Origin of the sequence: Streptomyces sp. NBC_00239 (assembly GCF_036194065.1) — a bacterium.
GTDB lineage: Bacteria > Actinomycetota > Actinomycetes > Streptomycetales > Streptomycetaceae > Streptomyces.
Genome location: NZ_CP108095.1, coordinates 8,306,077 through 8,317,612, shown reverse-complemented (window position 1 = coordinate 8,317,612; position 11,536 = coordinate 8,306,077). Strand labels below are relative to the sequence as shown.

10 protein-coding genes and 1 pseudogene are annotated in these 11,536 nt (G+C 69.8%); 8 read left to right on the top strand and 3 right to left on the bottom strand.

Annotation, left to right across the window (positions count from 1 at the left end; translation table 11 throughout):
- Positions 1-243 precede the first annotated feature (243 nt).
- Complete coding sequence (locus OG764_RS36840) at positions 244-1,107, bottom strand: DNA/RNA non-specific endonuclease (RefSeq protein ID WP_328972687.1); 864 nt, start codon at positions 1,105-1,107, stop codon at positions 244-246.
- A gap of 174 nt (positions 1,108-1,281) precedes the next feature.
- Between OG764_RS36840 and OG764_RS36835 the strand changes: the two genes are divergently transcribed.
- The 4 genes and pseudogenes from OG764_RS36835 to OG764_RS36820 all read left to right on the top strand — a co-directional run bounded on the left by OG764_RS36835 (position 1,282) and on the right by OG764_RS36820 (position 4,332).
- Entirely contained in the window at positions 1,282-2,037 is a 756-nt protein-coding gene (locus OG764_RS36835; RefSeq protein ID WP_328972686.1) for a caspase family protein, read from the top strand.
- Positions 2,038-2,144: 107 nt separating this feature from the next.
- On the top strand, positions 2,145-2,543 hold the full coding sequence (locus tag OG764_RS36830) for a hypothetical protein (protein WP_328972685.1): 399 nt from the start codon (positions 2,145-2,147) through the stop codon (positions 2,541-2,543).
- Between the two features lie 455 nt (positions 2,544-2,998).
- Positions 2,999-3,956: pseudogene (locus tag OG764_RS36825) on the top strand (transposase).
- Positions 3,957-4,005: 49 nt separating this feature from the next.
- Complete coding sequence (locus tag OG764_RS36820; protein ID WP_328972684.1) at positions 4,006-4,332, top strand: hypothetical protein; 327 nt, start codon at positions 4,006-4,008, stop codon at positions 4,330-4,332.
- Positions 4,333-4,722: 390 nt separating this feature from the next.
- Here OG764_RS36820 and OG764_RS36815 read toward each other — a convergent pair whose 3' ends face one another.
- Positions 4,723-5,922, bottom strand: a complete 1,200-nt coding sequence (locus OG764_RS36815; RefSeq protein WP_328972683.1) for an RCC1 domain-containing protein — start codon at positions 5,920-5,922, stop codon at positions 4,723-4,725.
- A gap of 422 nt (positions 5,923-6,344) precedes the next feature.
- Between OG764_RS36815 and OG764_RS36810 the strand changes: the two genes are divergently transcribed.
- Both OG764_RS36810 and OG764_RS36805 read left to right on the top strand, forming a co-directional pair.
- Positions 6,345-6,557, top strand: coding sequence for a hypothetical protein (locus tag OG764_RS36810; RefSeq protein ID WP_328972682.1), 213 nt, complete (start codon positions 6,345-6,347; stop codon positions 6,555-6,557).
- The gene (locus OG764_RS36805) at positions 6,544-7,008 is read left to right on the top strand and encodes a hypothetical protein (RefSeq protein WP_328972681.1); all 465 of its coding nucleotides are present in this window, start codon (positions 6,544-6,546) and stop codon (positions 7,006-7,008) included. Before OG764_RS36810 ends, OG764_RS36805 begins: the two co-directional genes overlap by 14 nt.
- A gap of 354 nt (positions 7,009-7,362) precedes the next feature.
- On the opposite strand, the gene OG764_RS36800 is transcribed toward OG764_RS36805, so the two are convergent.
- Positions 7,363-8,646 (bottom strand): cation:proton antiporter, encoded by a 1,284-nt coding sequence (locus tag OG764_RS36800; RefSeq protein WP_328972680.1) that lies wholly within the window; start codon positions 8,644-8,646, stop codon positions 7,363-7,365.
- 575 nt (positions 8,647-9,221) lie between these two features.
- Here OG764_RS36800 and OG764_RS36795 point away from each other — a divergent pair.
- Together OG764_RS36795 and OG764_RS36790 are read left to right on the top strand one after the other, a co-directional pair.
- The gene (locus OG764_RS36795) at positions 9,222-11,363 is read left to right on the top strand and encodes an MMPL family transporter (RefSeq protein WP_328972679.1); all 2,142 of its coding nucleotides are present in this window, start codon (positions 9,222-9,224) and stop codon (positions 11,361-11,363) included.
- Positions 11,360-11,527, top strand: coding sequence for a hypothetical protein (locus OG764_RS36790; RefSeq protein WP_328972678.1), 168 nt, complete (start codon positions 11,360-11,362; stop codon positions 11,525-11,527). The genes OG764_RS36795 and OG764_RS36790 overlap by 4 nt, the downstream gene beginning before the upstream one ends.
- The last annotated feature ends 9 nt before the right edge of the window (positions 11,528-11,536 follow it).

Below are 11,536 nucleotides of genomic sequence, written 5' to 3'. Positions count from 1 at the left end.
CGGATGCCGTGGTGGTTCGGGGTCCACCGGGCGCCGTTCCCGTCGACGACGCCCGGCCCGCCCTCCCTCGAAGCGCTCTGCTGTCCGGCAGCGGGTCGGCGTACCGGACCGGGGCTCAGTACGCCATGCGGGAGGCTCTGCCCATGTCCGTGCCGAACAGCACCCGGTCCCACCGGGAGGCGAGTGGTTCTCTACGGACCTCGTCCCCGTTGCCGTGGGCACAGACGCCCGTGGGCTCCACCGTCAGTTCCGCATCATGATGTCGTCGTAGCTCTCCAGGCGGTGCCAGCGGTCGCCGGGGGCGCGGACCGGAGGCATCAGGTCCACGTCGGGGAGCGGGCCGAGGTCGAGGCCGGTCACCTCGGCGATGTCCGCCACCGGCACCTGGAAGGTCCGGAAGGGGCCCAGCGGTGGCGGGCCGGCCTTGGCCCCCGCCATGGCCCGCTCGCGGTCCCGGCTGAGGTCGGGGCTCTGGTCGAGGATGTACGCCGTGGACGCGAGGTTGCCGTCCTGCATGAAGGCCGCCACCTTCCAGAACCGCAGCGGTACCTGGATACCGCGGTAGGGCGGGTCAGAGTCGTGCAGCACCGGTCCGGTGAACACGCTCAGCTTCCGGTCGAACTTGGCCGCGTGGTCGAGGAGGAAGTTCTCCAGCCCCAGCCACAGCTTCTTGCCCTGGTTGAACGTGTTCTGCTGCGGGGCCGCGTTGGTGAAGTGGAAGGTGTCGGCGTTGGCCTTGTTGGCCTCGGTGGTCGTGCCCCACACCGGGTCCAGCCGGCGCACCAGATGTCCCCTGTCCAGGTCGTTGTCGGCGTAGATCGCCTGGCCGGCCTGCTGGTTCGCCGGGATGCGCGGGTCGAGGTCCCAGTCGTCCTCCCGGTCCACGTTCGCCACCAGCTTCGAGCCGTCGATGCAGACGGCCGTGGAGGCCGCGAACCGGCGGTCGGGGCGGTGGACAACCGTGAAGTGGGTGTACGGCAGAACGATCGTCGGAATGCCGTCGCCGGGCACGGGCAGGGGCACGACCTTGCCCAGGAAGGCTTCGTCGTAGCCGGTGCGATCGTCCAGCGGACCGCGCGAGGCCGCGGCCTCGGATGAAGTGTTCATAGGATGGAAGTACCTCGCTGCGGCGATCACTCACGGTGTCGGCCGCCAAGCCACCCGAACAGAGGCCACGCCCGAGGGAGCCCTCGGGACTGCCGGAAGGGGCCCGATCGGGGGCACAGGCACACTCCCGGTTCAGCCGGGGTCCGGCCACGGAACACATGAGGTGACTCCCCCGTGACACCCGTGACCCGCGCCCTGCGCCGCCCGCCGCGCCGAAGGAGACCCTCCGTACCCACTGGCCTGTCCATCCACATCGGACTCAGCTCGGTCGACCCCGTCAAGTGCGGCGGCTGGGACGGCCAGCTGAACGCCTGCGAGAACGATGCGCGCGACATGGCGGCCATCGCCCGCGCCAACGGCTTCGGCGAGACGGTGATCCTGACCCCCGACGGAACCGTCGAGAACATCACCGCCGCCCTGCGCGACGCCGCCGGCGGGCTGACCGCAGGGGACATCCTGCTCTTCACGTACTCGGGCCACGGCGCCCAGGTGGACGACACCACCGAAGACGAACCCGACACGCTCACCCCAGAGGCGCTCGAATCGCAGTTCCAGACCAGGGATCCGGCCAAGGTGGAGACCGCCTCCCGGCTGATGCCGCCGCTCAAGCAGCAGGAGGTCTTCGTCCGCGACCGGGAGTCCTACGCCGGGCCGCAGCGCGAGCCGAAGAACGCACAGGACGCGGCAGGTGAGCCCGACGCACTCCGCATTTCGGCCTGTCAGGACAATCACCTGGCCTCGGACGGAGGCGCCAACGGCCTGTTCACCGCGGGCCTGCTCAAGGTCCGGAACGACGGGCCGTTCGAGGACGGGTACCGCTCCTTCCACCGCGCGATCCAGCGCCGCGTGCCCGTCATCCAGAGCCCCAACCTCTACCTGACAGGGGAGCCGGCGGCGAGTTTCCTCCCTCGGAAGCCCTTCACGGTGTGAGCATGCGGGGCTCCCGGGACCGGCCTAGCCTGGGACAGGGAGGCGCATCTTGCCCTTCCATGCCTTCAGACGGCCGGCCAAGGGCCGCCGTGACGAAGGAGGTTGAAATGAATACGGACATACGCCGGTGGCTCGGCCGGTCGGCCGTAACCCTGGTGCTGGCGGGCGGCCTGCTCGGCGCCGTGGCCCCGGCGGGCTCCGCTAGCCCGGCGAGCGACCCATACGGACCGTTCACCTGCAAACAGGGTTATGTGTGGCGCGAGGCGTACACCGGTGACGTGGTGTGCGTGACCCCGGACATCCGGGACCAGTCGGCCCGTGAGAACCAGCTCGGCCCGTCCCGCAAGCAGCCCGGCGGCGGCGCCTACGGCCCGGACACCTGCAAGCCGGGTTACGTCTGGCGCGAGGCTGCACCGTGGGACACGGTGTGCGTCCCGCCGGACAGCCGGGACCAGGCCAAGGCGGACAACGCCGCGGCCGTATCCCGGCTGGCCTCCACCCCGTGAGCCGAACCCAGTGAGTCGCACCCCGTGATACGCACGCCGTGATACGCAGGCCGTGAAGGTCCGCGGAAGGACACGGTCTCAGCTTGCCGTTTGACCTGCGGTCCGGGGGGCCTGCTCTCCGGCAGGGATGAAGATCGCTACGTACTGCTCGAACCCCTCGCGGAGACCCCATTCCTCGCGGTCCATTGCGGCTTCGTACCGGGCTCGGGAGTCCTCTCGGCCCCAGGCGTAGACGTGAACCGTGTAGTTCGTCGATGGGAGAAGCGTCAGGGTGGGGGCGTCCCCTGGCTACCCGGCAGCCAGCCCAGCGCCGGTACGGCAGGGCCGGTGGTGGGGCCTGAGATTCCCATCAGGCCTGTGCTGACGGGCCGGTACGACCAGGAACCAAGCGATTGCCACTGTTCCGTCTGCTGCACAGGCTCGGCCTCGGCAACCATGAGAGTGACCCAGGCATCGTGTTCCTGGACGCAACTGACGATGGTGAGCATGCCGGGTGTAACGATCACGGGCTCGTCGGTACGAAAATCCGGCAGATCGTCGACCCCCTCCTCAACATGCTCGGCAATGTAGAAGTGCGAGTACGCGACACCGACGACTCCGCTGTCCGCGAGGTCATCGAACGCCTGATCGGGGCCGGCCAGTGGCGGGACGGTGACCTGGACGTCCTGGTCGTGCTGGACGCCGGATACGACGCACCCCGCATCGCCCACCTCCTGGCTGACCTGCCGATCGAGGTTCTGGGCCGGCTCCGTTCGGACCGAGTGATGCGCAAGCCGGTCCCGGTGCCGTGGATCTGGCCGCCGCAGGGCGGGCGCCCGCCCAAGCACGGCGGTGAGTTCGTCTTCGGCCGCCCCGAGACCTGGGGCGAGGTGGCGGTGGTGACCGTGACCGACACCGAGCGGTACGGGACAGCGACCACGCAGGCATGGGACCGGCTCCACCCTCGACTGACCCGCCGGGCGGCATGGGGTGATCACGAAGGCCCCTTGCCCATCATCGAGAGCACCGTGATCAGGTTGACGGTAGCGCAACTGCCCAGCGGCGGGGTGAACAAGTCCGTCTGGCTGTGGTGTTCCCGCACCGGAGCCCGCCCCGAGGACGTCGACCGATACTGGCATGCCTTCCTGCGAAGGTTCGACGTGGAGCACACCTTCCGCCTGCTCAAGCAGACGCTCGGCTGGACCCGCCCGAGTGCGCCGGGGGTTCAGGAACCTGCGCGTGAAGGCTGGCACACCAGCTCGTGCACCGAAACCCACCCGGCCCAGCCCCGGCCGCCCACCGGGCTCGAAAAACCGGCGGGCCGCCACCCGCTACGAGGTCGGACGAGTCCTCGCCACCGGCGAGTCCTACACCAGACCAGCACACCACAAGGCCGGCACCAAACCCCGGAGAACTGGTCAAATGGCGAGCTGAGCTGCCAGCCAATCTCATTGCCGTGGCCCCGACGATGTTGGATAGCCGCATGGTGAGACGTAAGAAGGAGAAGAAGAAGCGGCCCGATTGGGGCATTCCGAAGGGGATCGTTCTGTTGGCGACGCCAGAGGGCTGGCGCCACAGCATCCTCACCATGGAAGGCGGCACGCTCTGTGGGCGCCTGGACATTCCAATCAACACTGACCCACAAGACGCGCGGGCCGCCGCAGCCCGGATGGTGACGGAACTCGCGCACGACTTTCACGACGCCAACGTCCAGGTGAGCTGGGATCCGCCCCAGGAGCCCTGGTCATGGACCGCTCAAGTCGCCCTTGTCGCCGGGGACGCACCTGCTTCGTCGGACACCGAAGGCTAAACGGCAAGCTGACCAGGCAGGATGCCCAAGATCACGAAAGGGAGGGTCCCACTCCCGGCCACACCTCCGGTGCAATCCCTAGTGCACCTCTACGTGCAACCCTCCAGACCCCTTCCGGTGCAACCCTCCGCCCGGGCCGACGCGGGATGCGGAACGCGTGGGCAAGCCTCTTCGAGGCCGGCTTGCCCACGATCACCGAGGCTTGCCCGACCCGGCCACCAAGAGGCTTGCCCGAGGGACCGGGAGGCTTGCCTGGCCCGGCCATCAGGGCTTGCCCAGGGAGCAGGAGGCTTGCCCGAGGGCGAGGGCCAGGCTCAACGGGGCGCATCGCCCGGGGTAGCGCGGCGGGGGGCTGGCCGCCTGGGGCCGGATCCCGGCGAGGAGTGAGACTCAGGCCGCCAGGCTGTACTCATCGCCCGCGGCGATGTGGGTGATGGTGCCGATCCCGGTGCGCACCGTGACGGGGGTGCCGCTGTTGGTGGTGCTGCCGTTGCCCAGTTGCCCAGCGTTGTTGCCGCCCCAGGATCTGAGAGTGCCGGCGGACAGGTACGCCAGGCTGTGGTTGCCGCCGGCGGCGATGTCCCGGACTCCGGTGAGGTTGGTGACGGTGACGGGGGTGCCGCTGGCCCCGCCGGTGCTGCCGTTCCCGAGCTGCCCGACGCTGTTGCTGCCCCAGGCTCGGACCGTGGACGGCAGGATGAGGCTGGACAGCAGGGCGAGGCTGTGGTTGGCGCCGGCGGCGATGTCCCGGGCTCCGGTGACGTTGGCGACGGTGACGGGGGTGCCGCTGGCCCCGCCGGTGCTGCCGTTCCCGAGCTGCCCGACGCTGTTGCTGCCCCACGCTCGGACCGTGCCGTTGGACATCAGGGCGAGGCTGTGGGAGTTCCCGCCGTCAAGCTCCCGGACGCCGCTGAGGGGGGCGCTGGGGTTGCCGGGGGCGATGACGGTGACGGGGGTGCCGCTCATGCCGCTGGTGCTGCCGTTGCCGAGCTGCCCGAGGTCGTTCAAGCCCCAGGCTCGGACCGTGCCGTTGGACAGCAGGGCAAGACTGTGGTCGCAGCCCGCGGCGATCGCGGTCACGCCGCTGAGGGGGGCGCTGGGGTTGCTGGGGTCGATGACGGTGACGGGGGTGCTGTTGCTGATCGAGCCGGTGGTGCCGTTGCCGAGCTGGCCGGCGAAGTTGTTGCCCCAGGCCTTGACGGTGCCGTTGGACAGCAGGGCGAGGCTGTGGGTGCAGCCGGCGGCGACCGCGGTCACACCGCTCAGCTCGCGTACCGTGCCGGGGGTGAGGTGGTCGGGGGTTTCAAGGGTGGAGGTGGTGCCGTCGCCGAGTTGCCCGGCGTTGTTGGCACCCCAGGCCTTGACCGTGCCGTTGGACAGCACGGCCAGGCCATGAGTTCCGCCTGCGACGAGGCTGGTGGCGTTGGCGACGGTCAGTCCAGCCACGGTGACCGGGGTGTGCCGTGTGTAGGTAGTGCCGTCGCCGAGCTGCCCGAAGCCGTTGGCACCCCATGACTCGACGCGCTGCACCTGGGCGGCGGCCGGCGGCGCGGCGGGCAGCGCCCACGCAGCCAGGGCGGTCAGCAGCACCAGCAGTCTCGTCGGCAGGGTGGTTCTTGGTCGAGGCCGTCTTGTCTGGAGCAGTTGCATGTTTCACCTCGGGTGTGGGGGTACGCGGCCGTCTTTCGCTCTTACATCGAGTGACGATTGTGATTCATCCAGTGACAGCAGGTACGGGGCGACACCGGCACCGGGGGCCGGATTGCGGCAGATGACCGATCGGAGGCCGCGATCGACGAGGCGTACGCTGCGGAGCAGCAGCCTTGGCGTTGCCGGCCCTCTCCGAACCCAGACAGCGGGCCCGGCAGCTACAAGCACAGGAGACCGTCGATCGAGGTTCAACACCTCCCAGCGGGCTGCGGTCCCGCCTTCCTGCGCACCCCCGAAGAACTCGCCGCTCACGAAGCCCGGTATCGCTCAGCCGGCGGCGATGTCACTGGATCGGTGCACCGATGCGCGGACAGGACGCCGCCCTGGAGCGGCTCCGCGTCGACCGACAACTCGAAGAAGCCCTGACCCACGGGTCCGACCCGCTCCACCTCGCCGAGGTGTTCGGGCTCGATGAGAAGACCGCCATGCGTTACGCAGACTCCGCACGACGCCTCCTGGAAACCAATGCCGAATCGTGGAACGTCGTGACAGCATCGACGGATGATCAACGCTGAGGACCTGGTTGGCAGGCACGTCCTGAAGGTGACGACGTCCTGGCATCACCACCAAGACACCAAGCCCTCCCTTCTGCACATGTGGCTGCACATGGACGGCCTCGGCCCTGTCCGGTTCCACACACCGGGCGACGGGTTGTCCCTGGAGATCGACCAGCCTCACGGCCCCTACGACATGGACGAATACGGCCACACCACGGTCGAGGACGACCTGCCCGGCTTCCCCATGACCCGGTTCGTAGGCCAGCGGATCCTCTCCGTCCGGGAGATCCGCTACCAGCACGGCAACTACGACTTCGCCATCGGTATCAACGTCCAATTTCCCGGTGGCACCATCCGCATCCTCAACCTCGCGGACGAGATCGTCCTGGCCCATGACCGGCATCTGGGTCCGGTGGAGGCGCATCTCCACGAATCGACGACGCCCACGATCCAGGACACCTCGCCGTGAGTCGGCACGAACTCGGAGGTCGACCCCCACAAAGCACAGCATCCGACCCACGGGTTCCCGCTGAAGAGCCTTCAGTTTCCCTGAACCCACGGGGCTCTTCGGGTGTGAATAGTTGCGCTACGGAAAGTGCCGTTGAGATTGATCATGGTCTGGCTGGCGTCGGGGTGACCGGGTCGTCCGGCCGCCGGATGCGGACTCGGCGGGGGCGGGGATGTCGTCGGTGTCCTGGAGGTCGGTGAAGTCGGCGGGCGCCTGGGCGAAGGCTTGGGGGTACGCCTCTTGCTTCCCGTGCTCGGTGAGCGCCCGGTACTTGCTCGCGGCGCTCGGGACCTCCCCGGAAGGCCGCTGACCCCATCAGCGTGGGCCGTCGTGCTGCGCGAGGGCGTTCTCCCGCAGGTTCGGTTCCTTGCGGAGTGTCCTGGTGAACCATGAGCCGTAGCGGTCGCCCAGGATCGGAGCTGATGCTCCGTGGAGGATGACGCTCAGGCCCACGGTCACGGCGATGACGTCGCTCAGCAGGGTTCCCCCGGGCAGATGTTCTTCGAGGGCGAGCAGGCCGAACACGAGGGACGCGAGCCCCCGCGGGCCGAACCAGCCGATGTACGCGATGGAGGGTGGGCGCAGGCCGGTGCCGGCCAGGGCGAGTGCGACGGGCAGCATCCGGATGACGGTCAGGCTGAACAGCGCGTAGAGGACCATGCGCCAGTTCAGGTGCTGGAGTGTCGGTCCCAGGATGACGGCGCCGAAGACGAGGAAGCTCAGTGAGGCGAGGAGGAGGCCGAGGCGTTCGGTGAACCTGGTGCTCTGCGCGGGGTCCGAGTCCTGGGGCGGGATGTCCAGGTCGGCGGGGGTGCGGCGCAGGTGGATGCCGAAGGCCAGGCCGGCGACCCAGGCGCCGATGAAGCCGCTGCCCTCGACCATGGCGCACAGGACGTACGCGATGACGGGGACGGCGAGGACCAGGAACTGCCGCCAGTCGGAGCTGCTCCACCCCCGGGCGAGCGACCAGCGCAACAGGCTCGCCCCGGTCCAGCCGGCCGCGATTCCGATCGCGCTGCTCAGCAGCAGCGCGCGCAGAAACGTCTCGGCCACGCTCGGATGGTCGTGGCCCTCACCCGCCGCCGCGAGTGCCAGGACGAAGAACGGAAGGGCCAGGCCGTCGTTCAGACCGGATTCGATGGTCAGGCCGCCGCGGACCAGCGGGGGCACCCGCTTGTTGGAAAAGGCCTGCTGCCCGAGCGCGGCGTCCGTCGGCGCGAGGATGACGGCGGCCAGGGCCAGCTCCCACACGCTCAGGCCGGGCAGCAGCGGCCAGGCCACCAGCAGGCCCAGAGCCATCGTGACCGGCAGGCCGACCACGAGCAGCCGCAGCGGCAGGAACTCCTCCCGGCGCAGGTCCCGGTCCCTGATCCCCGCCGCGTCCGCGAACAGAAGGAGCACCAGCGCGCTCTCCAGGAGCGTCCGCGTGACCTCGGTATCCTTCGCCCGGTCCAGCAGGTCCAGTCCCAGCGGGCCGATCGCCAGACCGGCGAGCATGAAGACCAGCGGTCCCGAGAGCACCGTGGTCGACAAACGACGTGAGAGCGCCCCATAGCCGACGAACACACCCCCGGCGATCACGACGGCCCAGCCGTTCATCCGCACTCCTCAGGCCCGCCCCGCGCAGAGAGGCGAGGTCCCACCCTAGGGCGGCGCCGGTCAGATCTGCGGGAACCGTGCTCCGAACGCCCCCGGCTCGGCCCGGTCGGCCCAACGCGGCCGCTTGGAAAGGAACGATGCACGCCGCTCACATGATCAGGTATGAGCAGTGAGGTACGGGAAATCCCGGTGAGAACGGTCCTGCTGGGGTTCGCCCACCTCGTGCGAGCCTCGAGCTGGCGGGGGACAGCGCAAGCGCAGGTCGGGAATGCCGGCCGCCAGGGGTGGTGGTGTCCTGGTTCGCGAACAGGACCTCCAAGCGTCGGCGGCGCTCCTGGTAGGGCAGGGCCGGCAACTCGAGGCCGTTGGCCTGGAGGATGTCGAAGCGATGAAGAACGCGGGGGTCTTCGGCACTCACGGAGCACTCGTCCCCAGCAAGGCCTGACACGGATCCGACACGCGGCGATCCCGCAGGATCGCCGTGGTAACGATGAATCCACGCAGCCTCCGGAACCCGAAGACCCGACGGGACCCGAAGAGCCGGGAACCTCCGGGACCCGAGATTCAGGAGCATCATGAACCGCACACCCCGCCTGGCCCGGTGGCTCGTGCCGGCCCTCCTCCTCGTGGCATGGCTCGGCATAGGCGGCGTACTGGGCCCCTACGCCGGCAAGCTCGGCGAGGTCGCCACCAACGACCAGGCCGCCTTCCTGCCGAGGAGCGCCGAGTCCACGAAGGCAGCCCGGGCGCTGGCCGCCTTCCGCGAGGACGAGACCCTGCCCGCGATCGTGCTCTGGACGCGTACCGGCTCCGGCCCGGTGACGGCAGACCAACAGGCGGGGGCGGCCGCGGCACTCGCACCGTTGCGCGCGCAACCCGCCTCCGCCGGCGCCCCGTCCCCCGTGCTCCGCTCCGAGGACGGCAAGGCGCTGCAGGCGGTCGTACCCCTGCGCCCGGACCTGGAGGACGAACTCCTGACAGCCCTCGCCCAGATCCGCGACGCGGCCTCCGAGGTCGACGGCACCCGCGTCCACGTGACCGGACCGGCCGCCACCCGGGCGGACCTGTCCGACGCGTTCGCCGGCATCGACGGCCTGCTCCTGGGGGTCGCACTGGCCACCGTGCTCGTCATCCTGCTGCTCGTCTACCGGAGCGTGCTCCTGCCCCTGCTCATCATCATCGGCGCCGTGTTCGCCCTCGCGGCGGCCTGCGCTGTCGTCTACGCGCTGGCCGGCGAGGGCCTGGTGCGCGTGGACGGACAGGTACAGGGCATCCTCTCGATCCTGGTGATCGGAGCCGCGACCGACTACGCCCTGCTCCTGACCGCCCGCTACCGCGAGGAACTCGGAGACGCGGACGCGGACCACGGAGGCGACCGCTTCCAGGCCATGAGGGCCGCGCTGCGCCGGTCGGCGGGACCGATCACGGCCAGCGCCGGCACGGTGGCACTGGGCCTGCTGGCCCTCTTCCTCAGCGACCTCACCAACAACCGCGCGCTGGGCCCGGTCGGCGCGATCGGCATCGTCTGCGCCGTCATCAGCGCCCTCACCTTCCTGCCCGCCGCGCTGGTCCTCCTCGGCCGGGCCGCGTATTGGCCCGCCAAAGTGCGTACGAGGGACGCCTCGCACGGCATCTGGGCGCGGACCGCCGCACTCGTCGACCGGGCCCCGCGCAAGGTATGGGCAGCGGTACTGGCCGCACTCCTCGCTTGCTCGGCCTTCGCACCGACCCTCCACTCCGGCGGCGTGCCCCTGGAGGAGATCTTCGTCAACGAGGCGCCCTCGGTGGCAGGACAGCGGGAGCTGAGCCGGCACTTCCCCGGCGGCTCGGGCAACCCGGCCGTCGTCATCGCGAACGCGAACCGCCTCGACCGCGTACGCGCGGCCGCGTCGCAGACCGACGGCGTCGCCTCGGTATCCGTCGCCGCGGTGGCCGCCGAACGAGGGGCGGCGACGCCCGGCGCCCCCCTGGTCGTGGACGGGCGGGTGCGCATCGACGCCACCCTGAAGGACCCGGCGGACACCGCGGCGGCCAAGGCGACCGTGGCCCGGCTGCGCACCGCGGTGCATGCGGTACCGGACGCCGACGCACTGGTGGGCGGCTACACCGCGCAGGCGTACGACACCCAGAAGGCCGCCGAGCACGACCGCGGACTCATCGTCCCGGTCGTCCTGGCCATCATCCTCATCATCCTCGTGGCACTGCTGCGCTCCCTCGTGATGCCGCTGCTGCTGGTCGCCACCGTCGCCCTGAACTTCTTCGCCACCTTGGGCGTTTCGGCGCTGGTCTTCCGGCACGTGTTCGGATTCAGCGGCACCGACTCCTCGGTCCCGCTCTACGGATTCGTATTCCTCGTGGCCCTGGGCGTCGACTACAACATCTTCCTGATGTCACGCGTACGGGAGGAATCACTGCGCCACGGAGTCCGGGAAGGCGTTACGCGGGGGTTGACGGCGACCGGCGGAGTGATCACGTCGGCGGGCGTCGTCCTCGCGGCCACCTTCGCGGCACTCGTCGTCATCCCGCTGGCGTTCCTGGTGCAGATCGCCTTCATCGTGGCCTTCGGCGTACTGCTGGACACGCTGCTGGTGCGCTCCCTGCTGGTGCCCGCACTGGTCCTGGACATCGGACCGAAGGCCTGGTGGCCGGGGCGGCTGAGCCGCTCTCGCTCCCGGCAGGGAGCGAATGACGGAGTGGCTGGCACGATGCCCCGGTGAGCTGCTTCTCGTACGTGAGCATCGGTTCCGGCAGTCATGACCCGCAGGACCTCCCGCAGTCCCAGCCGGCCGAACCCGGCCAGTGGCCCAAGCCGGAGGCCGCGCTCGCCGTGGTCAACCGCGACCTGGCGGCGCCCCTGCCCGGCCAGGACCCGCTGGACTGATGGTCGCCC

Coding starts and splice junctions, on each gene's coding strand:
- OG764_RS36810 (WP_328972682.1), top strand. CDS start 6,345: ATGCGCGGACAGGACGCCGCCCTGGAGCGGCTCCGCGTCGACCGACAA.
- OG764_RS36805 (WP_328972681.1), top strand. CDS start 6,544: ATGATCAACGCTGAGGACCTGGTTGGCAGGCACGTCCTGAAGGTGACG.
- OG764_RS36800 (WP_328972680.1), bottom strand. CDS start 8,646: ATGAACGGCTGGGCCGTCGTGATCGCCGGGGGTGTGTTCGTCGGCTAT.
- OG764_RS36795 (WP_328972679.1), top strand. CDS start 9,222: ATGAACCGCACACCCCGCCTGGCCCGGTGGCTCGTGCCGGCCCTCCTC.
- OG764_RS36830 (WP_328972685.1), top strand. CDS start 2,145: ATGAATACGGACATACGCCGGTGGCTCGGCCGGTCGGCCGTAACCCTG.
- OG764_RS36840 (WP_328972687.1), bottom strand. CDS start 1,107: ATGAACACTTCATCCGAGGCCGCGGCCTCGCGCGGTCCGCTGGACGAT.
- OG764_RS36820 (WP_328972684.1), top strand. CDS start 4,006: ATGGTGAGACGTAAGAAGGAGAAGAAGAAGCGGCCCGATTGGGGCATT.